Below are 22,617 nucleotides of genomic sequence, written 5' to 3'. Positions count from 1 at the left end.
GTGTTTTTTGCCTCTACGCTTGAAGAGCCTGACCCTGCCGCCGGAGTGTTTTGTGTTTGCCAATCTGTTGATCATTCTTGCCTCGTCACTGGTGATGATTGCCCTGTTCCGCCGCCTGCGCCTGCCACCGGTGCTGGGCTATCTGTGCGTCGGGCTGATGGTCGGACCGAAGGCGTTCGACTGGATCAACGAGAGCGAGCATCTACCGGACCTTGCAGAGTTGGGCGTGGTATTTCTGCTGTTTTCCCTGGGGCTGGAATTCTCCCTGTCGAAAATGATCGCCCTGCGTCAGGTGGTTTTTCGTCTGGGCAGCCAACAGGTGCTGGTCAGTTCAGCGCTGTTGGGAAGTGTGCTGATGCTGCTGGGCATGCCTCTCACCCCGGCGCTGCTGCTCGGCGCGGGTCTGTCGCTTTCTTCCACGGCGATCGTCACCAAGGAACTGGGCAGCCTCGGCGAAATCTTCAGCAGCCACGGCCAGAACGCAGTGGGCGTCCTGTTGTTTCAGGACGTGGTAGCCGTGTTGTTGCTGACGCTGGTGCCCGTCTTCGCCGGCAGCAGCGATCAAGCCTGGTATTGGGCGTTGCCGCTGACACTGCTCAAGACTGTCTTGCTGTTCATCGGCTTGCTGCTGGCCAGTCGCTGGCTGTTGCCACGCCTGTTCCAGGAGGTGGCGGCATCGCGCTCGGCCGAGCTGTTCGTACTGTTGGCGCTGGTCATCGTGTTGCTCACGGCATGGCTGACTCACCTGCTCGGCCTGTCCCCTGCCCTCGGCGCCTTCCTGGCCGGCATGCTGCTGGGGGAAAGCCATTATCGGCATCAGATCGAGGCCGATATCCGGCCGTTCCGCGACATCTTGCTCGGCCTGTTCTTCGTCAGCATCGGCATGCTGATCGACCTGCAATTGTTCGCCAGCCACAGCGTGCTGATTATTGCGATGACCCTGGGTTTGCTGGTGATCAAGGGTTCAGTGGTGGCGCTGCTGGTGAAATGGCGCGGCAACGACAATGAGACCGCGTGGCGCAGCGGCCTGGCACTGGCTCAGGGCGGTGAGTTCTGTTTCGCCCTGATGGCCCAGATGCAGCAGACCCGATTGCTCCCCGCCGAACTCGGCGCCCTGCTGCTGGCCGCCACGTTTTGCTCGATGCTGCTGACGCCGCTGATGCTGCGTGCCGCACCACGCATCGCCGCCGCTCTGCACCGCAAACCCAATCAGGAAGCGCAGATCGAGGAAATCAGTGCCCTCAATGCCGGGTTGGAAGGGCATGTGGTGATCTGTGGTTACGGCCGTGTCGGTCAATCCATCGGGCGCATCATGCGCAATGCCGGGCAAACCTACATCGCACTGGACAACGATCCGGTGCGGATACAGGAAGCCGCCACCGCCGAACGCGACGTCCACTACGGAGATTCAACACGCGGCGATCTGTTGACCGCCGTCGGTTTGCTGCGCGCGAGGTTGCTGGTGATTGCCGTGGATCAAGCCGACGTGGCCTTGCGGGTTCTCAATGAGGCCCGGCGCCTCAACCCGAAAGTGCCGATCCTGGTGCGCACCCGGGACGACAGCCAGTCGGCCGAGCTGAAAGCAGCCGGCGCCAGCGAGGTGGTGCCGGAACTGCTGGAGTCGAGCCTGATGCTCGGTTCGCATGCCTTGGTCCTATTGGGGTTTCCTGCGCACCAGGTGCAGGAGAAAGTCGATCAGGTGCGCGCCGACCGTTATCGCCTGCTTCACGGCCTTTATCCCGGGGCCGCTGATGAGGAGACCTAATCCTGACTTACCGCGCCAATCTTGTGCAGCGACAGGTCAGCGCCGTAATACTCCTGTTCCTGACTCAGGCGCAGACCATGCAGTGCCTTGATCGAGCCGTAGACGGCAAAGCCACCGACCAGCGCCACCAGCACGCCCGATGCCGTGCCGATCAACTGGCTGATCAGGCTGACGCCACCGAGTCCGCCCAACGCGCTCGAACCGAAGATCCCGCAGGCGATGCCGCCCCACACGCCACACAAGCCGTGCAACGGCCAGACACCCAGCACGTCGTCGATCCGCCATTTGACCTGCGCGGCCGTGAAGCACCAGACAAACAGGGCACCGGCAATCGCACCGGTGACCAGCGCGCCCACCGGATGCATCAGGTCGGATCCGGCACACACCGCCACCAGACCGGCCAGCGGACCGTTGTGCAGAAAGCCCGGGTCATTGCGTCCGACGATCAACGCCGCCACGGTACCTCCCACCATCGCCATCAACGAATTGACCGCCACCAGGCCACTGACGCCCTGCAAGGTTTGCGCGCTCATCACGTTGAAGCCGAACCAGCCGACGATCAGGATCCACGAGCCCAGCGCCAGAAACGGAATGCTCGACGGCGCGAACGCCACCAGCCGGCCATCGCGATAGCGGCCGTTGCGTGGGCCCAGCAACAGCACCGCCGCCAGCGCCAGCCAGCCACCCATGGCGTGAACCACCACGGAGCCGGCGAAATCATGGAACGGGGCGCCGAATCGCGCGGTCAGCCAGGCTTGCAGACCGTAGTTGCCGTTCCAGATCATCCCCTCGAAAAACGGATAGATGAACGCCACAATCAATGCCGTCGCGCACAGCTGCGGAACGAACCGCGCCCGCTCGGCAATGCCGCCGGAAATGATCGCCGGAATCGCCGCCGCAAACGTCAGGAGGAAGAAAAACTTCACCAGCCCGTAACCATGATCGGCACTGAGCACCGCCGCCGGTTGCAGAAACGTCACCCCGTATGAAATCCAATAGCCTATAAAGAAATAGGCCAGGGTCGATACGGCGAAGTCGCTGAGAATCTTCGACAGAGCGTTCACCTGATTCTTCTGGCGAACCGTTCCGACCTCCAGAAAGGCGAAACCGGCGTGCATGGCCAGCACCATGACCGCACCGATCAGAATGAACAACGTGTTGGAACTATGAACGAGCGTATCCACAGCGCTTTGCAGATTTTCCATGAAGAGGCAGACCCAAGGCTGAAAAAGGCACCAAAGCGGTTCATGCAGACATTTCATGCACCAAGTTGCGACCGCGCAGTCATGACCCCCATGGAGCCGGTGAACCGCTTTGGCGCACGAGGTCGATGTCCTGAGCTGAACCCGTGTCATCCGGGCTATGATTTCCCGGCTTCGCGCCCGACAACAGCGCACTGCTGCCGGATGACGCACCACGACATAGCAAAAGATGTACCAGTCATTTGTAATGAACCTTCACGCAAGGCTCATACTCGAAAGTTTCAGAAGCCGCTTCAGACCGCCACTTACGGAGATTCCCAATGGCCAGCACCAAGGCAAAGACTGCTCAAGAAATCCTGATGAACGACTTCCAGACCCTGGTCAGCGACACCGAACGGTTGCTGGAACACACCGCCACGCTGGCCGGTGATCAGGCTGACGAATTGCGCGAACAGATCCACGAAAGTCTGCTGCGTGCGCGAGAAACCCTGAAGCTGACCGAAGACACTCTGCGCGAGCGCGGCCAGGCTGCGGTCACTGCCACCGAAGATTATGTGTCGGCCAACCCGTGGCAATCAGTGGGTATCGCGGCGGGTGTGGGCTTTCTGATTGGCCTGCTGGCCACGCGGCGCTGATCATGTCGATCGGTGAATCCGGCCCGACTGCGGGCACTGCCTCTTCCACGCGGCGCCTGGGTGCAGCCGTCCTTGGTCTGTTGCACAGTCATGTCGAACTGTTCGGCATCGAACTGCAGGAGCAGAAAGCACGCACCGTCAGCCTGTTGCTGTTTGCAGGCCTGGCGCTGGTGTTTGCATTGCTGTTGCTGGTCGGCCTGTCGACCCTCGTCCTGATCGTGTTCTGGGACACGTATCGTCTCGCCGCGATCGTCGGCCTGTGCGTGTTCTACACCCTGGCGGCGATCTTCTGCGCATTGCGCCTCAAGGCTGCGATCTTCGATGAGTCCTCGCCCTTCCACGGTACCCTGGAAGAACTGGCCAACGACCGGGAGCGTCTGCTGCCATGAGCCTTCCTGAACTTCCGCGCAACAGCTCGCGCCAGGAAATGCGCAAGGCCCTGATCCGTCTGCGCATGGAAATGCATCGCCAGGAAATCCGTCACGAAACCGGCCAGGTGCTGCAGCCCTTGCAACGCATGCGCGGCATGACGCAGAACCTGCAGGACGGTTTCGGCATCAAACATGCGCCGTTATGGGGCGTAGCCGCCGTGACACTACTGGGGTTCCTGACCGGCAAAGGTGCGAAAAGCGGTGGCATCGGCGGCCTGAGCCGGTTGATCCGCCTCGGCACCAGCCTCGCCCCGCTGATCAAACTGGTCATGCAGAACTCGGGTAAACGCTGAGCTGCACATCTGGCTGCATTCTTGCACTGCTGGCGGGATTGAATCTCTTCACCCGGAGATTCAATCCCGTTTGCCTACCCGGCAGGCAGGACCCCACCAGAACAACAATGACCAAGGAGGCCCCGTGATCGACGGGCAACCGCTCGCCTGCTTTCAGCCTTTCATCGATACCGCCACCGGACGCATTGCAGGCGTCGAGGCTCTGGGTCGACTGCGCCAGGCGCATGGACAACTGACCTCGGTCGGGCCGTTGTTCGCCGACCCACGAACGCCCGCTACCGCCTTGCGCCGCCTCGACCGGCAGATTCGTGACAATGCACTGAGCCGATTTCACGAAGCACCGCCAGACTGGTTTCTCAGCCTGAACATGTCACCGCGCTGGATCAGCCGTCTGCGCGCCGATCAGGCGCTTCCCAGCCTGAAACAACTCGCCCGGCATGGCGTCGACCCGCAGCGGATTGTCTTCGAGATCACTGAACTGGGCGGCAACAGTGAGCGTCTGTCTGAAGTGGTCGCACGCTATCGCGATGCCGGGGCGCGAATCGCGATCGACGATTTCGGCGCCGGGTATTCACAACTTGATCGTGTGCTCGCATTGCAACCGGACATCCTCAAGCTCGACATGCGCCTGTTTCAGGCCGCCGCGCTCGGCGGCCCGAGCAGCGATGTGGTCAAGGCGCTGGCACAGATGGCCGAAAAAACCGGCTGCTGGATCATCGCTGAAGGCGTGGAGACCGAAGCGCAGCTGAATTTCGCGCTGGAGTGTGGTTCACGCTACGTACAGGGTTTTCTGTTCGCCCAGGCGCAGGAGGCTTTTTTTGCGACGGATGCGTTCGTCCAGCGCTTCGCTGAACTACGCCAATCCTATGTGAAGCAGAAGCTCAATGAGCGAGGCAAGTTGATGGCCATGCGCCAACAGCTCGGCGAGTTGATGACGATCCTGCAGACCTGGGCCCAGGCTCGCGCGCCGCTCAGCGCCTTGCCGCAACTTGATGCCTTTCCGTGGTTGCTGCGGTTTTATCAGTGCGACCGTCAGGGCACGCAACTAACCCCGAATCTGGAATGGCGCCAAAGCGGCTGGGTCGCCGACAACCGCTATCTGGGGCACAACTGGTCGTGGCGCCCTTATTTCTACCACCTGCTGGCCGAAGGCTGGGAAGAACGGCGGCTGACGCTCTCCAACACCTACCGCGATGCCACCAGCAACCAGTATTGCCTGACCGCCGGGCAATTCTTCGACAATGGCGAACGCCTGCTATTGATCGATATTGATGCCGCCGGACTGTAGTTGCGCTTGCAGACACTCGCTCGAACCGGGAAGCTAGGGCACCAGTCACCCGACGGAGAGAATCAGCCTTGGATTGGCAAACCCTGCTCAACCGCGAACGTCTCGGCAAGCCTCTGCACAGCCCGCAGGAACTCGGGCGCAGCCCGTTCCACAAAGACCATGACCGCATCATTTTCTCTGGCGCCTTTCGCCGCCTGGGACGCAAGACCCAGGTGCATCCCGTGTCGAGCAACGACCACATTCACACGCGACTGACCCACTCGCTGGAAGTCAGCTGCGTCGGTCGTTCGCTGGGCATGCGCGTCGGTGAAACCCTGCGTCGCGACCTGCCAGAGTGGTGCGAGCCGAGCGATCTGGGCATGGTCGTCCAGTCCGCCTGCCTGGCCCATGACATCGGCAATCCGCCGTTTGGCCATTCCGGTGAAGACGCCATTCGTCACTGGTTCCAGCAGGCTGCGGGGCGCGGCTGGCTGGATGCGATGAGTGACGCCGAGCGCGGTGACTTCCTGAACTTCGAGGGTAATGCCCAAGGTTTCCGGGTCCTCACGCAATTGGAATATCACCAGTTCGACGGTGGCACCCGGCTGACCTACGCGACCCTCGGCACCTACCTCAAGTACCCGTGGACCGCGCGTCACGCCGACTCCCTGGGCTACAAGAAACACAAATTCGGCTGCTATCAGAGCGAATTGCCACTGCTGGAACAGATCGCCCACAAACTGGGTCTGCCGCAACTCGAAGAGCAGCGCTGGGCACGCCATCCACTGGTGTATCTGATGGAGGCCGCGGATGACATCTGCTATGCGCTGATCGATCTGGAAGATGGCCTGGAGATGGAGCTGCTGGATTACGCCGAAGTCGAGTCGCTGTTGCTGGGTCTGGTCGGCGACGATCTGCCGGAAACCTATCGACAGCTGGGCCCGCAGGATTCGCGCCGGCGCAAACTGGCGATCCTGCGGGGCAAGGCCATCGAGCACCTGACCAACGCCGCCGCCCGGGCCTTCGTCGAGCAGCAGGACGCGCTGCTGGCGGGAACGCTGCACGGGGATCTCGTGGAGCATATGCACGGCCCGGCCAAACGCTGTGTCTTGAATGCAAAAGACATCGCCCGCCGGAAGATCTTCCAGGACAAGCGCAAGACGCTGCACGAGATTGGTGCCTACACGACACTGGAAATTCTTCTCAACGCGTTTTGCGGCGCGGCTCTGGAACAGCACAACGGCCGTACGCCGTCGTTCAAAAGCCGCAGAATCCTCGATTTGTTGGGTAACAATGCGCCGGATCCACACGGCCCGTTGCACACATCGTTCCTGCGCATGATCGACTTCATCGCGGGCATGACTGACAGTTACGCCAGTGACATGGCCCTGGAAATGACGGGGCGCTCCAGTCATTGATGCTTCGTAGCCCGATCGGTCAGGCATTGATCGGTCGGGCACGATCCCACGATCCACGCAGCACATAAAACAGATTCGGGCCAGGGTCTGTTGCAGGTTCCACCCTCACTCACATAGGCATCGTCCGAATGTCGCGAAGCATCATCGAAACAAAAAACCGAAGAAATATTAATGTTCGATAAATATTAAACAGCCAGGCTTTTCAGCAATACACTGCGCTCCTTTGAAGAAATCCAATTAACGCCCCACTCCCTCTACCTACGTCAAAACGAGTTAACACGTAGTACTGTTCTTGTTTATTTGTAGGATTAATCCTAGATTGCCGATGAAGCACTATCACTTCATGCGACCGCTCATTCATCTGAGCTAAGGTGCGCCCTTTATTCGCGCTCGCATGGGACTTTATTATGAACTCCGTTTTTATTGTCGACGATCATCCGGTTATTCGTCTTGCCGTTCGAATGTTATTGGAACATGAGGGCTACAAGGTCGTCGGTGAAACCGATAATGGGGTCGATGCCATGCAAATGGTTCGAGAGTGCGCGCCTGACCTGATCATTCTCGACATCAGCATTCCGAAGCTGGATGGCCTGGAAGTCCTCGCTCGCTTCAATGCCATGAGTTCCCCGTTCAAGACATTGATACTGACCGCACAGTGTCCGACGCTGTTCGGCATTCGCTGCATGCAGTCCGGCGCATCGGGTTACGTATGCAAGCAGGAAGACCTGAGTGAACTGGTCAGCGCCATCAAGGCAGTACTTTCCGGTTACAACTATTTCCCCAGCCAGGCTCTGAATCCCGCTCGCAATGATGATGTTCGCTATGCGGAACTGGAACTTTTCAAGTCCGTCAATGACCGGGAACTGATGGTATTGCAACTATTTGCCCAAGGCCGCACAAACAAGGAAATCGCCAAAGGCATGTTCCTCAGCAACAAAACCGTCAGCACTTACAAGAAACGGCTGATGCAGAAACTCAAGGCCAAATCCCTTGTAGAACTAATCGAAATGGCCAAACGTAACGCACTCGTGTGAGAGCCAACATGCCCAGCCGTTTAAAGAATTGTCTGATTGTAGTGAGTGCGTACCTTGGATTGAGCGTTCATGTAAATGCCACGCCCATCACCTCGCAAGACCTGACCCTGCTCAACCGTTCGACCAGCAAGTTGCTGCCAGTTTCGCTTGAATACTCGCAACGGGATTGGCTGCACGGTCGCAAAGAACTGATTCTGGGTACATCAGCTCCCGACTATCCGCCTTTTGACATGACAGCCAGCGGCCACGACTACGAAGGCTTCACAGCTGACTACGCCGGACTCGTGGGCCAGGCAACCGGCCTGCCGATCCGGGTAAAGCGCTATGCCACGCGAGACGCCGCGATACGAGCATTGATCGATGGCAATATCGACATGCTCGGAACGTCCAACGGGCTGGAAGCGGAAAATGCCCACATCATGCTGTCCGCCCCCTACGCCGTCGATCAACCGGTATTGGTGACCCGCGAGGGCGAAACCCGGTCACTGAGCGATGGGCTGGCCGGTATGCGGCTGAGTATGCTGTATCACTACCTGCCGCTGGACGAGGTCAAGTCCCTCTATCCAAAAGCATTGATCACGTCCTATCCGTCTTACCAGAACGCAATCAACGCGGTCGCTTTCGATCAGGCAGACGTGTTTCTCGGTGACACCATTTCCACCCACTACATGATCAGCAAGGGTTACCTGAACAACATCCGGATGGCCAATTTCGGCAAACACGAAGCCCACGGTTTCAGCTTCGCCGTGCGCCGTGACAATCCTCATCTGCTGGGCATCATCGATAGTGTGCTCAAAGCCGTCCCGGGCAGCGAGCGCGAGACTATTGCCAAACGCTGGAGTGCCGGCAGCGACACCTTGCTGACCGACCAGAAACTGCAACTGACCCATCGCGAAGAACAATGGCTGAAAAAGAATCCGGTGGTGAGCGTGGTCGTCAACGAGGCCTTTGCTCCTCTGACGTTCTTCGACACGGACGGCAATTTTCGCGGCATCAGCGCCGACCTGCTCGAACTCATCCGGTTGCGCACCGGCCTGCGCTTCGAAATCCGTCGCAGCCGCAGCGACGCCGAGATGATCAAGCAGATCGAGAACCATCAGGCCGACCTGATCGCCGCTCTGCTACCTACCGCTCAGCGAGAGAAAACCCTGAAATTCAGCCGCCCCTACCTTGAAAACTCCTACGTTCTGTTGACGCGCAAGGCGGCGGACAGTCCGACGCATCTGGGCCAGCTCAAGCGCAAACGCCTGGCCATAGCCCAGGGCAATCCGATGATCGAGTACCTGCGCCACGAGTTTCCGCGCATTCAGTTGATCGAAACACCGGACACCTTCAGTGCCGTGGCACTGCTCGACGAAGGCCAGGTCGAGGGGGCGGTGAACTCGCTGGTGATTGCCAATTACTTCATCGCCTCACACATCTTCGAACAGCCGTTGCAGATCACCACCACGATTGGCACGCGGCAGGCAGCCTTTTCCCTGGCAACGGCCCGGGACAGCACGGAGCTGGGCTCGATCATCGACAAGGCGCTGATGAGCACAACGCCCGAAGAACTGGGGATCATCAATGGTCGCTGGCGGGGTTACTCAACCCTTTCACAGGGCACCTGGCACCATTATCGACGCTTGTTCTATCAGGTGATCGGAGGCGCCGGCCTGCTCTTGCTGTTGTCGATGCTCTGGAATGCCTACATGCGCCGCCAGATCAAACAACGCCAGTCGGCCGAACGCGCGTTGAATGATCAACTGGAATTCATGCGTTCGTTGCTCAACGGCACCCCTCATCCGATCTATGTGCGTGATAGACAGGGCCTGCTGCAAAGCTGCAACGACAGTTACCTTGAGGCCTTCAATGCCAGACGCGAAGATGTCATTGGCAAGAATGTGATGGAAGGTGCGCTCAACAACGCTTCCGAAGCCAGAGCCTTTCAGGCCGACTATCACCGGGTAGCGTCCGAGGGTAAGCCACTCGTGCAAGACCGGCCTTTGCATATCGGCAACCGGCGACTGACCATCTATCACTGGATACTGCCGTATCGCGACTCCAGTGGCGATGTCCAGGGAGTCATCGGCGGCTGGATCGACATCAGTGAACGTCATGAACTGCTCGACGAATTGCGCACCGCCAAGGAGCGTGCGGATGAAGCCAACCGGGCCAAGAGTACCTTCCTGGCAACCATGAGCCACGAAATCCGTACCCCGATGAACGCAGTGATCGGCATGCTGGAGCTGACGCTCAAGCGCATGGACAAAATGCATCCGGACCGCTCCAGCATCGAAACCGCCTACAGCTCGGCCAAGGACCTGTTGGGCTTGATCGGCGACATACTGGATATCGCCCGGATCGAATCCGGACGCCTGAGCCTGAGTCCCGAACGGGTCAATCTCATTGAAACTGTCGGCTCGGCGACCCGGATTTTCGAAGGCCTGGCCCGACAGAAACGGCTGGCCTTGATCGTGCACGTCTCCCCTCCCGAACTTAACGTCGACGTGCACCTGGACCCCTTGCGCTTCAAGCAGGTGCTGTCGAACCTGATCAGCAATGCCATCAAGTTCACCAACAAAGGCCAGGTCAGAATCACCCTTGAACTTCTGGCCAGCGATGTTCCCGAATGCTCGCAAGTGCATCTGACCGTTCAGGACAGCGGCATCGGTATCTGCGCCGAAGATCAGCGACGTCTGTTCGAACCTTTCACCCAGGCCCGCCATGGCAAGGATCGGGCAATCAGTGGTGCGGGACTTGGACTGGTCATCAGTCGTAGCCTCTGCGAAATGATGGGTGGCCAACTGCAACTGAGCAGCCAGCCCGGGGTCGGCACACAAGTAAGTGTGTCGCTGCCACTGGCCACCCTGCCCGCTGAAGTGACCGGTCCGAAACACGAACCGCAGATCAAGACCGCCCTCACCCCCCTGAATGTTCTGGTAGTCGACGACCACCCGGCCAATCGCCTGTTGATGTGCCAGCAACTGGAATTCCTCGGCCATCTCTTCAGCATCGCCGAAGAAGGGCGAAGCGCACTGGAACAATGGAAAAACGGTTCATTCGATCTGGTCATCGCCGATTGCAACATGCCCCTCATGAACGGCTATGAACTGACTCGCGCCATCCGTCGCCACGAAAAACTCATGCGGCGTCCGACCTGTACCGTGCTGGGGTTTACGGCCAATGCACAACCGGAAGAGATTCTTCGCTGCAAGCAGGCCGGCATGGACGACTGCCTGTTCAAACCCCTGAGCCTGATTGTCTTGAGCCAGTGGGTCGACAGCGTCCAGCCGCTGTTCCCTGCGCCTGCATTCAACCTGCAAGGGTTGAAGTCGCTGACCGGAGGCAATCCTGTCCAGATTCAGCGACTGCTGACTGAACTGCTCGACAGCAGTCGGCTGGACCGAAAGGATCTGCAGGCATTGTCCCCCCAACGGGATCACCAGGCACTGGCCGAGATCGCACACAAAATCAAAGGTGCAGCGCGTATTGCCCAGGCATCACGCCTGATCGAAAGTTGCGACGCGCTGGAACAGGCCTGCCTGCAAGCATTGCCGACTGACGAGATCCAACGCCGCTGCAAAGCGAGCAACCTCGCCATCCTTGAACTGGAGAAAGCACTGGAGCAGCAACTGATGCAGGCTGATCAGAGCATAACGATCGGGCGTTAACTATGCTTGAGCGCTGAGCAGTGTGTTTACCAACACGGAGAGCCCGCAATGCCCAGCCCACTGCGTCCGGATCAACGCCGGTTTCCTCTGCACGTGCACATTAGCGTGATGTTCACCTTTCTGCTGTTGCTCACAGGAGTCGTGCTGGGGCTATTCAATTACCGCCAGACGACACAGATCATTCTGTCAAGCAGCGAGAAACTGTTCGAACGCATCGAACAGGATGTACGCGTCGACCTGCAATCGACCTATTCGCCGATCCGGCACCTGCTGAGCCTGCTCGCGGACAACCCGGGAACCCAGACCTTTGTCCTCGAACAACGCCTGGCGCTGCTCAAGCCGTTCAGCCAGTCACTCGCGGACAACCCGGACCTGGCCTCATTGTATTTGGGTTACGACAACGGCGATTTTTTCATGGTGCGCCCATTGCGCAGTGCATCACTCAAAACGCTGCTGAAAGCTCCGGGCGCGGCGGCGTATCAAGTCTGGAGCATCGAACATGACGCCAATGGCAGCGTCAGATCGCAATCGCTGTTCTTCGATCAGGCGTTATCACCGGTCGGTCGACACGACAATCCGGACGATGCCTACGACCCGCGCAGCCGAGGCTGGTACATCGGCGCACAAAAACAGAACGAGCAGATCACTACCGAACCCTACGTGTTCTTTTCCACCCACAATGTCGGCACGACCCTCGCCAAGCGTAGCGGTGAGCATGCCGTGATCGCTGCCGATCTGACCCTCGACGCGCTGTCGGCAACCCTGACCAAGCATGTTGTGACGCCGGCGACAGAAATCGTCCTCTTCGACGTCGATGGCAACGCCGTGGCGTATCCCGACAGCGGCCGGCTGATCGTCGATGATCGTACCGCGCGCCTGGCCAAGGCGGCCGACTTGAGCCCGAGCCTGAATGCCCTGTTGTCCGGCGGGCATCAGGGCAATCGGCTGAAGGCTGACGGACGACGCTGGATCGTCGCCCGCAGCAGTCTGCAGGAAGGCGGCCCGAAAGGTTTGCAGATGGCCTTGCTGGTACCAGAGGACGAGTTGCTGGTCGATGCCTATCGCATGCGCTGGCAAGGTGCGCTGATTACTCTCGCCACCCTGTTGCTCTGCCTGCCGCTGGGCTGGCTGATCTCGCGAATTCTGGTCAAGCCGCTGCATGCACTGGTCAAGGAAGCCGATGCCATCCGCAGCTTCGATTTCAACTTTCCCCTGACCCGTCGCTCGCCGGTGCTGGAGGTTGACCAGTTGAGCCTGTCGATGGCGCGGATGAAGGACACCCTGGCCAGCTTCTTTCGCATCACCGACAGCCTGACCGCCGAAACCCGGTTCGCCCCGCTGCTGCAACGGGTGTTGTTCGAAACGGTGCAAATTGCCCAGGCCCAGGTGGGCCTGATCTACCTGCGTGAAAGTGATGGCAACCGCATGGAGCCTTACGGGCTCGTGGTCGACGGCACTTCCCAGCCACTGGCAGCGTTCGACATTCAAGGCCACAACCTTGACACCGCGCAGGGTCCCGCCTGGTTCGAGCAACTGGCGCATGCCGACAACGTGGTGAGCAACCTCGGCTTCGAACAGGCCGCCGACCTGCAAAAGGTTCTGCTGGCCATGGACACGCCGCGCGTCCACCTGATCGGGATCCGCCTGCACAACCAACACAACGAAACAATCGGATTACTGGTGTTGCTGATCAACGACAGCGGCACCCCCGCCGACCTGGAGAAGCTGCGGCCCGACCGCATTGCGTTCCTGCAAGCGGTGTCCGGTGCGGCGGCGGTGAGTATCGAAAGCCAGCGCCTGCAAGCCCGACAGAAACAACTGCTCGATGCGTTCATTCAACTGCTCGCCGGCGCCATCGATGCCAAGAGCCCTTACACCGGCGGGCATTGCCAACGCGTGCCGGAACTGACCCTGATGCTCGCCCACGCCGCAGCGGCCAGCGAGGCCCCCGCCTTCAGCGACTACCAGCCCAGTGAGGACGAATGGGAAGCCTTGCACATCGCCGCGTGGCTGCACGACTGCGGCAAGGTCACGACGCCGGAATACGTCGTCGACAAAGCCACCAAACTGGAAACCCTGAACGATCGCATTCATGAAATCCGCACCCGGTTCGAAGTGCTCAAGCGCGATGCCTGGATCAGCTACTGGCAAGCCCTGGCGTCAGGTGGCGACGAGCGAAACCTGGCTAACCTGCGCGACACGACGCTGGCAGCTCTGGATGATGATTTCAGTTTCGTAGCACGCTGCAATCTGGGTAGTGAAGCAATGGCAGACGCCGATCTTAGGCGTCTTGAGGGCATTGCACAGCGCACCTGGACACGCACACTGGATGACCGCCTGGGCGTTTCATGGGAGGAAAACCGGCGTCAGGCACGCACATCGGCGCCCCTCCTGCCGGTCAGCGAAAAGTTACTGTCCGACAAGCCCGAACACCTGCTCGAACGCGCCGACAGCGAACTGATTCCGGAGGACAACCCGTGGGGGTTCAAACTCGACGTCCCGCGCTACAAATACAACCGCGGCGAGCTGTACAACCTGAGCATTCCTCGCGGCACCCTGACCCGAGAGGAGCGTTACATCATCAACCATCACATGGTGCAGACGATTCTGATGCTCAGCCATCTGCCCTTCCCCGGGCATCTGAACAACGTGGCGGAAATCGCCGGCGGCCATCACGAAAAAATGGACGGCACCGGTTACCCGAAACGCTTGAGACGTGAAGAAATGAGCCTGCCGGCACGGATGATGGCGATTGCCGACATCTTCGAAGCGCTGACCGCCGCCGACCGCCCGTACAAAAAGGCCAAGACCCTCAGCGAAGCGCTGGGGATCATGGCCACCATGTGCCGCGAGGCGCACATCGATGCCGAACTGTTCGGCCTGTTCATTCGCGAAGGCCTTTATCTGCAGTACGCCAGTCGTTTCCTCGATCCGCAACAGATCGATGCGGTCGACCCTGCCGGCGTGCTGCGCAAGGCGGGGCTTGCGGCGTGATCAGCAGTCGGTCAGGCGCAGGAAGATCGCTGCCAGTCGTTCGATACCAGCCTGATCGTCTACACCGAAACGTGAAAGCTTCGGGCTGTCGAGGTCGAGCACACCGATCAGACGACCGTCCTTGACCAGCGGCACCACCAGTTCGCTGTTCGACGCGCTGTCACAGGCGATGTGGCCGGGGAACGCGTGAACGTCTTCGACCCGTTGTGTCTGCAGACTGGCCGCCGCCGCGCCACACACACCGCGACCGAACGGAATGCGTACGCAAGCGATCTGGCCCTGGAACGGGCCGAGCACCAGTTCTTCATTGCGATTGAGGTAAAAACCGGCCCAGTTCAGATCATCGAGCTGGTTGAACAGGAACGCCGAAAACTGCGCGGCGTTGGCGATGAAATCGCGTTCGTCCGCCAGCAGCGACTCCAGTTGCGCGGCCAACATGCCATAGCCTTCGAGGCCCTGGCCGCTCTGTTGCAAATCAATCATGCCTTGTGCTCCAGCAATTTCAGTCCCACCCAGTAACGGGCGAATTGGTACGCGCAACGTCCGTTGCGGTTGCCACGGCCGGTCGCCCAGCGCACGGCAAGAATGTCCAGTTGTTCGTCGCGTTGCCAGCTCAGGCCGGCCTTGGCGGCCAACTGGCCGATCCAGTGCTCGACGACATTGAGAAAGTGTTCCTGGGTAAACGGATAGAACGACAGCCACAAGCCGAAGCGATCCGACAGCGCGATCTTGTCTTCTACCGCTTCGCTGGGATGCAGTTCGCCATCGACGCGCTTCCAGTTTTCGTTGTCGCTTTCCTTTTCCGGCACCAGATGGCGACGGTTGGAGGTGGCGTACAGCAACACGTTGTCCGGCGCCTGCTCCAGCGAGCCATCCAGCACGCTTTTCAGCACGCGGTAATCACCTTCGCCGGATTCGAACGACAGGTCATCGCAGAACAGGACGAATCGTTGCGGCAGTTTGGCAATCTGCTCCACCACCCGCGGCAGATCCGCCAGGTGATCGCGCTCGATCTCGATCAGGCGCAGACCAGCCTTGGCGTGTTCGGCCAGCAGCGCCCGCACCAGTGAGGATTTACCGGTACCGCGCGAACCCCAGAGCAGCGCATGGTTGGCCGGCATGCCGTCGAGAAACTGTTGGGTATTTCGGCCCAATTGCTCCAGTTGCCGATCGACACCGATCAAGTCCGACAGACGCATGTCTAGGCTGACTTCCAGCGGCAGCAGATAGCCGCTGTGACCGTCACGCTGCCAGCGTGCGGCCAGGCAAGTGCCCCAGTCGATGACCGGGCGTGGCGCCGGCAGCAGCGGTTCGATCCGCGCCAGAACCGATTCGGCGCGCTCAAGAAAAGCATTCAATCGGGAATCCACGTCTTCTCCTCGGGCTGGTTCACAGTAATGATGGCGATACAGCGACGACCAATAGCGTTCGACACCCGCCCCGGCCCTTGTTACAAGGCGATTCGGGAACCACGGTATCCATACATGATCGACTATGCTTGAGCAGCGAAGGGAAACGGAAGTGGTTCAACACCCCATGGATATCAAATTCACCCACCGGCTGTCGTACAAACAGGCCCGGCTTACCGTGCTGGTCGGGTTCATTCTGGGCACGCTGCTCAGCCTGCTGCAAATCGGCATCGATTATGCCAGTGAAGACGCGTCCATCAACCGTGAAATCCTGTCTTTGCTGGAAATCAGCCATAACCCGGCCTCGCGTATCGCCTATAACATCGATGCCGAGCTGGCCCAGGAACTCACGCTGGGCCTGCTGCGCTCGCCGGCCATCATTTCCGCACAACTGACCGACAACAATCAGACGGTACTGGCCAGCGTGAAGCGCCCGGAGCTGCAAAGCGGCTATCGGTTGATCAGCGACTTCCTGTTCGGCGCCAAACGCGAGTTCGAAGATCGGCTCTATCTCGACCACTTGCCCAACGAATCCCTCGGTACCCTGAGCCTGGAAGTCGACACCTATGCCTTCGGCAGCCGCTTCCTGCGTCGGGCCGAAGTCACGCTGCTCAATGGTTTTGCCCGCAGCCTGATTCTGACCGGCATCCTGCTGGCACTGTTCTACGTGATGCTGACCAAGCCGCTGGTGCGGGTGATCCGTGAACTCAGCGGGCGCGATCCGCGCAGTGCCGAACCGACCACTCTTGAATGTCCGAGTGGCCACGCCAACGACGAGATCGGCGTGCTGGTGAAGGTCGCCAACCAGCAGTTCGAGAACATCGCCACGGAAATCCAGCAACGGCGCACCGCGGAAAACCGCCTCACCGACTACCTCGCCCAACTCGAAGATATCGTGTCGGCGCGCACCGCCGAACTCAAAGCGATCAACGCCCGCCTCAGCCAGTCCAACGAAGAACTGGAGGTCGCTCGCAGCACTGCACTGGACATGGCCGAAGCGCGCTCGGCGTTCCTTGCCAACATGAGCCACGAGATCCGCACCCCGCTCAACGGCCTGCTGGGCATGATCGCGCTGTCCCTCGACGGCCCGCTCAATGGCGAACAACAGCAACAACTGTCCATTGCCCACGACTCGGGCAAAGTGCTGGTGGAGTTGCTCAACGATATTCTCGACCTGTCGAAATTCGATGCCGGGCAACTGGAGCTGGAACAGATCCCGTTCGACCTCGGCTCGCTGATCGAAGACACCGCCAACCTGCTTTCGCAGAATGCGGCACCGAGTGTCGAGCTGACGTGCCTGATCGATCCGCACTTTCCGGCGCTGGTGCTCGGCGACCCGACACGGGTCAGGCAGATCGTCAGTAACCTGCTGTCCAACGCCCTGAAGTTCACCCGTTTTGGTCGGGTCGATGTGCGTTTGTCGACCTGGAAGGATGGCGTGCGCATCGAGGTATGCGATACCGGCATCGGCATTGCCCAGGAGGCCCAGGTCAAGATTTTCCAGCCGTTCACCCAGGCCGGGGCCGGTATTACCCGCCAGTACGGCGGCACCGGACTGGGCCTGGCGCTGACCTACAACCTGTGCGAAGCCATGGAGGGGCGACTGACGATCAGCTCCGAAGTCGGTTTCGGCAGCCAGTTCTGTGCCGAACTGCCACTGCCCTGCCACACCCGCGCGGTCATTCCGGCACAACTGCATGGCAGCGTGCTTGCCATCACCACGGCGGCCAGCGGCCTGTCAGAGCTGCTGAGCAGTCTGTTGCCGGTCTGGGGCCTGTCGTACGAACAGCGCACGATTGAAGCGTCACTGCTCGGCCCGTCACCGGACATCATCATCACGGATTGCCCCGAATGCCTGTTCGGCCTGCGGCCGACCATGACCGCACCGATTCTGCTGGTGACGGCTTACGGCAGTTTCCTGCCGGGCGAAGAAGCCGCCGCCCTCGCCCCGCTGCAACAGCAGGCTCGCCCCCTGGCTCGCAATGCGCTGTATCAGAATCTGCGCAGAACCCTGCAACCGGACATCACCACCATCGACCGCGGGCGGCTTGAAAGCGTGCCGTCACAGCGTCGCGGGCGAGTGTTGCTGGTGGAAGACAACCCGGTCAACCAACTGGTGGCCAAGGGCATGCTGGGTAAACTCGGTTGCGAAGTGGTGGTGGCGGCCCATGGCGCAGAAGCGCTGGATCAACTGGAATACCACGAGTTCGATCTGGTGCTGATGGACTGCAACATGCCGGTGATGGATGGCTACGAAGCGAGCCGGCAAATCCGTCAGAGCGGCCGCTGGCCGCACCTGCCGATCGTGGCGTTGACGGCCAACGCCATGTCTGAAGAACGCGAACGCTGCCGGGCTGCTGGTATGAGTGACTATCTGGCCAAACCATTTCGTCGCGAAGAACTGGCCGCACTGCTGGATCAGTGGATACCGACTACGACAACGCTTTGATTTGCCCCAGCAGATGGTCAAGCCCGGTGCGCAGTTCGTTGAGCCGATCCATGTCCACGCCGCTGTCGCACAGCAACCGTTCCTTCAATGGCCCGACTTGCTCGCGCAGCGCCTGCCCCTGAGGCGTGAGGCTCAGGTGAACCTCACGCTCGTCCCGCGCCGAACGTTGGCGCTGCACCAGTTGCAGTTGCTCCAGACGCTTGAGCAGTGGCGTCAGCGTCCCGGAATCCAGCGCCAGACGCTCACCCAACGCCTTGACGGTCGGTTGTTCAGGCGCCGCTTCCTGCCATTCCCACAACACCAGCATCGCCAGGTATTGCGGGTAGGTCAGGCCAAGCTGATCGAGCATCGGCTTGTAGGCACGAATCACTGCCCGGGACGCGGCGTACAGCTTGAAGCACAACTGACTGTCGAGCTTCAGCGCATCGGCTGACAGTTCGTTCATTTGAGCAGGGCTTCGATCTCACGGCTCAAATCCTGCGGCTTGGTGGCCGGGGCGAAGCGCTTGACCAACTGGCCGTCCTTGCCGATCAGGAATTTGGTGAAGTTCCACTTGATGCCTTGGGAACCCAGTACCCCCGGCGCACGCTTCTTCAACTGCACGAACAGCGGATGCGCACCGTTACCGTTTACTTCAATCTTCTTGAACAGCGGGAAGCTGACGCCGTAGTTGAGCTCACAGAACTCGCTGATCGCACCCTCGTTGCCGGGCTCCTGCTTGCCGAACTGGTTGCACGGAAAGCCCAGCACCACCAGCCCCTGATCCTTGTAGGTCTGCCAGAGCTCTTCAAGACCCTTGTATTGCGGGGTGAAGCCGCACTTGCTAGCAGTGTTGACCACCAGCACCGCTTTGCCGGCGAAATCGGCCAGGGTCTTCTGCTCACCCTTGATGGTGGTGCACGGGATGGTCAGCAGGTTATCGCTCATGGTGCGCACTCTGGAAAGTTGAGAAGCTGTAAAAATAGCGAGCAATTGAATTGTGTGCAATTTAATTATCCGAAAGGCGATCCGTGGATCGCCCGCATCGGCTATTCGCGCGGCACCAGGTCCAGGCACACCGAGTTGATGCAGTAACGCAGGCCGGTCGGCGGCGGGCCATCGGGGAATACGTGGCCGAGGTGAGCGTCGCAGCGGGCGCATTTCACTTCGGTGCGGATCATGCCGTGACTGGTGTCGCGGATTTCGGTCATGGCGCTCTCGCCGATCGGCGCGTAGAAGCTAGGCCAGCCGCAACCGGAGTCGAATTTGGTCTTGGAATCGAATAGCGGCTCGTTGCAGCAGACGCAGTGATAGACACCGTCGGTCTTGGTGGCGTTGTATTTACCCGAGAACGGTCGCTCGGTGGCACTGAGACGACACACGTTGTATTGCTCAGGGTCGAGCATCGCGCGCCATTCCTCCAGGGTCTTTTCTATCTTTTCCATCATCACACCTCAGCGGCTGAAAAAGCCCGATCTGTACCTTTTCCACGGATCGGGCGGCACGTATGATTGCGCCTCGTCACACGCCAGTCTGGCAGCGGGATCCTGCGCATTCAAACGGATTATTGGAAACCGCCGCTCAAGACGCTTGCCTGTGTGAAGACGCAGGATTCCCAGCACGGTTGTCCATTCGCCGCCTGGATCGTTCATTTTCGGGATCACATCGCCATGCAGTTCAGCAAATCGAACAAGCTCGCCAACGTCTGCTACGACATTCGCGGCCCAGTGCTCAAGCACGCCAAACGCCTGGAAGAGGAAGGCCATCGCATCCTCAAGCTGAACATCGGCAACCCGGCGCCCTTTGGTTTCGAAGCGCCGGACGAAATTCTCCAGGATGTGATCCGTAACCTGCCGACCGCCCAGGGCTACAGCGACTCCAAAGGCCTGTTCAGCGCCCGCAAGGCCGTGATGCAGTACTACCAGCAAAAGCAGGTAGAAGGTGTCGGCATCGAAGACATCTACCTGGGCAACGGTGTCTCCGAGCTGATCGTGATGTCGTTGCAGGCACTCCTTAACAATGGCGACGAAGTGCTGGTGCCGGCGCCGGACTATCCGCTGTGGACCGCTGCGGTGAGCCTGGCCGGCGGTAACGCGGTGCACTACCTGTGCGACGAAGGCGCCGACTGGTTCCCGGATCTGGCGGACATGAAGGCCAAGATCACCCCGAACACCAAAGCCATGGTGATCATCAACCCGAACAACCCGACCGGCGCGGTGTATTCGAAGGAAGTGTTGCTGGGCATGCTGGAACTGGCCCGCCAGCACAACCTGGTGGTGTTCTCCGACGAGATCTACGACAAGATCCTTTACGACGACGCCGTGCACATCTGCACCGCTTCGCTCGCGCCGGACCTGTTGTGCCTGACCTTCAACGGTCTGTCGAAGTCGTATCGCGTGGCGGGTTTCCGTTCCGGCTGGATCGCCATTTCCGGGCCGAAACACAACGCCCACAGCTACATCGAAGGCATCGACATGCTGGCCAACATGCGCCTGTGTGCCAACGTGCCGAGCCAGCACGCGATCCAGACCGCCCTCGGCGGCTATCAGAGCATCAACGACCTGGTGTTGCCGCAAGGTCGCCTGCTGGAACAGCGCAACCGCACTTGGGAGTTGCTCAACGACATTCCCGGTGTGAGCTGCGTGAAGCCGATGGGTGCCCTGTATGCATTCCCGAAGATCGACCCGAAGATCTGCCCGATCCACAACGACGAGAAATTCGTCCTTGACCTGCTGCTGTCCGAGAAGTTGCTGGTGGTTCAGGGTACGGCCTTCAACTGGCCGTGGCCGGATCACTTCCGCGTCGTGACCTTGCCTCGTGTCGATGACCTGGACATGGCCATCGGACGTATCGGCAACTTCCTCAAGTCCTACCGTCAGTAACCACCCACCAGTGCGCAACGACCTTTTCGTTGCGCACTGTCTGATTCAGCAACACTTCTGCCCAGCCCCCTTCCGTACGCCTTCTACACTGTCGACTCGTACCGATCACACGTGCCTGACGCAACGGTCGTGGGTAGCGGACGACTGTCATCCATGTCGTCTCCGGGGGTAGGAATTGTCCCGCACACCGGAGAATCCGATGTAGGACACAGTTTGAAATAGTCACTCGGTTGAATCGCCCGGTGCCGCACCTTATATACCCCGCAGTACGCTACATCTTTAGCTTGAGGAGATTTCTACAACCATGATGCGCATCCTGCTGTTTTTGGCCACTAACCTGGCGGTCGTGCTGATAGCCAGCATCACCCTGAGCCTGTTCGGCTTCAACGGGTTCATGGCGGCCAACGGGGTTGACCTCAACCTCAGTCAGCTGCTGGTTTTCTGTGCGGTCTTTGGTTTCGCCGGTTCGCTGTTCTCGCTGTTCATCTCCAAATGGATGGCGAAGATGAGCACCAGTACGCAAATCATCACTCAACCGCGCACCCGCCACGAACAATGGCTGCTGCAAACCGTCGAGCAACTGTCCCGCGAAGCCGGGATCAAGATGCCCGAAGTCGGGATTTTCCCGGCCTACGAAGCGAACGCCTTCGCCACCGGCTGGAACAAGAACGACGCGCTGGTCGCCGTGAGTCAGGGCTTGCTCGAGCGGTTCAAGGAAGACGAAGTGAGGGCCGTTCTGGCCCACGAGATCGGCCACGTGGCCAACGGTGACATGGTCACCCTGGCACTGATCCAGGGCGTGGTGAACACCTTCGTGATGTTCTTCGCGCGGATCATCGGCAACTTCGTGGACAAGGTGATCTTCAAGAACGAGGAAGGCCAGGGCATCGCGTACTACATCGCGACCATCTTCGCCGAACTGGTTCTGGGCATTCTGGCCAGCGCAATCGTGATGTGGTTCTCGCGCAAACGGGAATTCCGTGCCGACGACGCCGGCGCTCGCCTGGCCGGTACCGGCGCGATGATCAACGCCCTGCAACGCCTGCGTGCTGAACAGGGCCTGCCGGTGCACATGCCCGACACCCTGAACGCATTTGGTATCAACGGTGGCATCAAACAAGGGTTCGCACGCATGTTCATGAGCCACCCGCCGCTGGAAGAGCGTATTGACGCCCTGCGTCGTCGCGGCTGATCATCCCGGCTGAA

18 protein-coding genes are annotated in these 22,617 nt (G+C 59.8%); 12 read left to right on the top strand and 6 right to left on the bottom strand.

Annotation, left to right across the window (positions count from 1 at the left end; translation table 11 throughout):
- The first annotated feature begins 52 nt into the window (after positions 1 to 52).
- Entirely contained in the window at positions 53 to 1,765 is a 1,713-nt protein-coding gene (locus CAF87_RS03210) for a monovalent cation:proton antiporter-2 (CPA2) family protein (RefSeq protein WP_085730605.1), read from the top strand.
- Here the strand turns inward: CAF87_RS03210 and CAF87_RS03205 are convergent.
- Positions 1,762 to 2,970: an ammonium transporter gene (locus CAF87_RS03205; RefSeq protein WP_085730604.1), complete on the bottom strand. Its 1,209-nt coding sequence runs from the start codon at positions 2,968 to 2,970 to the stop codon at positions 1,762 to 1,764. The genes CAF87_RS03210 and CAF87_RS03205 overlap by 4 nt on opposite strands.
- 317 nt (positions 2,971 to 3,287) lie before the next feature.
- Here CAF87_RS03205 and CAF87_RS03200 point away from each other — a divergent pair, with 317 nt between their 5' ends.
- The 8 genes from CAF87_RS03200 to CAF87_RS03165 all read left to right on the top strand — a co-directional run bounded on the left by CAF87_RS03200 (position 3,288) and on the right by CAF87_RS03165 (position 14,692).
- Positions 3,288 to 3,602 carry a YqjD family protein gene (locus CAF87_RS03200; RefSeq protein ID WP_085710739.1) on the top strand — a complete coding sequence of 105 codons (315 nt, stop codon included), beginning with the start codon at positions 3,288 to 3,290 and terminating at the stop codon, positions 3,600 to 3,602.
- Positions 3,603 to 3,604: 2 nt separating this feature from the next.
- Positions 3,605 to 3,991, top strand: a complete 387-nt coding sequence (locus tag CAF87_RS03195; RefSeq protein WP_085730603.1) for a phage holin family protein — start codon at positions 3,605 to 3,607, stop codon at positions 3,989 to 3,991.
- Positions 3,988 to 4,326, top strand: a complete 339-nt coding sequence (locus tag CAF87_RS03190; protein WP_085730602.1) for a hypothetical protein — start codon at positions 3,988 to 3,990, stop codon at positions 4,324 to 4,326. Before CAF87_RS03195 ends, CAF87_RS03190 begins: the two co-directional genes overlap by 4 nt.
- Before the next feature lie 124 nt (positions 4,327 to 4,450).
- On the top strand, positions 4,451 to 5,614 hold the full coding sequence (locus CAF87_RS03185) for an EAL domain-containing protein (RefSeq protein ID WP_085730601.1): 1,164 nt from the start codon (positions 4,451 to 4,453) through the stop codon (positions 5,612 to 5,614).
- 68 nt (positions 5,615 to 5,682) lie between these two features.
- Positions 5,683 to 7,011: a deoxyguanosinetriphosphate triphosphohydrolase gene (locus CAF87_RS03180; RefSeq protein WP_085730600.1), complete on the top strand. Its 1,329-nt coding sequence runs from the start codon at positions 5,683 to 5,685 to the stop codon at positions 7,009 to 7,011.
- A 407-nt stretch (positions 7,012 to 7,418) separates the two neighbouring features.
- Positions 7,419 to 8,045, top strand: a complete 627-nt coding sequence (locus CAF87_RS03175; RefSeq protein WP_085730599.1) for a response regulator transcription factor — start codon at positions 7,419 to 7,421, stop codon at positions 8,043 to 8,045.
- 8 nt (positions 8,046 to 8,053) lie between these two features.
- The gene (locus CAF87_RS03170; protein WP_085730598.1) at positions 8,054 to 11,698 is read left to right on the top strand and encodes a transporter substrate-binding domain-containing protein; all 3,645 of its coding nucleotides are present in this window, start codon (positions 8,054 to 8,056) and stop codon (positions 11,696 to 11,698) included.
- Between the two features lie 48 nt (positions 11,699 to 11,746).
- Positions 11,747 to 14,692, top strand: coding sequence for an HD domain-containing phosphohydrolase (locus CAF87_RS03165; RefSeq protein WP_085730597.1), 2,946 nt, complete (start codon positions 11,747 to 11,749; stop codon positions 14,690 to 14,692).
- On the opposite strand, the gene CAF87_RS03160 is transcribed toward CAF87_RS03165, so the two are convergent.
- Both CAF87_RS03160 and CAF87_RS03155 read right to left on the bottom strand, forming a co-directional pair.
- Positions 14,693 to 15,175 carry a GAF domain-containing protein gene (locus CAF87_RS03160; RefSeq protein WP_085730596.1) on the bottom strand — a complete coding sequence of 161 codons (483 nt, stop codon included), beginning with the start codon at positions 15,173 to 15,175 and terminating at the stop codon, positions 14,693 to 14,695.
- Entirely contained in the window at positions 15,172 to 16,062 is an 891-nt protein-coding gene (locus CAF87_RS03155; RefSeq protein WP_085730595.1) for an ATP-binding protein, read from the bottom strand. The genes CAF87_RS03160 and CAF87_RS03155 overlap by 4 nt, the downstream gene beginning before the upstream one ends.
- A 166-nt stretch (positions 16,063 to 16,228) precedes the next feature.
- On the opposite strand from CAF87_RS03155, the gene CAF87_RS03150 reads away from it, so the two are divergent.
- Entirely contained in the window at positions 16,229 to 18,550 is a 2,322-nt protein-coding gene (locus tag CAF87_RS03150) for a response regulator (protein ID WP_085730594.1), read from the top strand.
- On the opposite strand, the gene CAF87_RS03145 is transcribed toward CAF87_RS03150, so the two are convergent.
- The 3 genes from CAF87_RS03145 to msrB form a co-directional block, all read right to left on the bottom strand.
- Positions 18,534 to 18,995: a MarR family winged helix-turn-helix transcriptional regulator gene (locus CAF87_RS03145; RefSeq protein WP_085730593.1), complete on the bottom strand. Its 462-nt coding sequence runs from the start codon at positions 18,993 to 18,995 to the stop codon at positions 18,534 to 18,536. The two genes, CAF87_RS03150 and CAF87_RS03145, sit on opposite strands and share 17 nt — an antisense overlap.
- Positions 18,992 to 19,477 (bottom strand): glutathione peroxidase, encoded by a 486-nt coding sequence (locus CAF87_RS03140; protein WP_085730592.1) that lies wholly within the window; start codon positions 19,475 to 19,477, stop codon positions 18,992 to 18,994. Before CAF87_RS03140 ends, CAF87_RS03145 begins: the two co-directional genes overlap by 4 nt.
- A 101-nt stretch (positions 19,478 to 19,578) precedes the next feature.
- A complete protein-coding gene (gene msrB, locus CAF87_RS03135; protein ID WP_085730678.1) occupies positions 19,579 to 19,974 on the bottom strand; it encodes a peptide-methionine (R)-S-oxide reductase MsrB in 396 nt (131 codons plus the stop codon).
- A 225-nt stretch (positions 19,975 to 20,199) separates the two neighbouring features.
- On the opposite strand from msrB, the gene CAF87_RS03130 reads away from it, so the two are divergent.
- A complete protein-coding gene (locus CAF87_RS03130; protein WP_085710751.1) occupies positions 20,200 to 21,411 on the top strand; it encodes a pyridoxal phosphate-dependent aminotransferase in 1,212 nt (403 codons plus the stop codon).
- 304 nt (positions 21,412 to 21,715) lie between these two features.
- On the top strand, positions 21,716 to 22,603 hold the full coding sequence (gene htpX / locus CAF87_RS03125; RefSeq protein ID WP_085730591.1) for a protease HtpX: 888 nt from the start codon (positions 21,716 to 21,718) through the stop codon (positions 22,601 to 22,603).
- Positions 22,604 to 22,617: the final 14 nt, after the last annotated feature.

The organism is Pseudomonas sp. R38(2017) (assembly GCF_002112395.1).
GTDB lineage: Bacteria > Pseudomonadota > Gammaproteobacteria > Pseudomonadales > Pseudomonadaceae > Aquipseudomonas.
The sequence above is the reverse complement of the archived record's forward strand: the minus strand, read 5'-3'. Positions and strand labels throughout refer to the sequence as shown.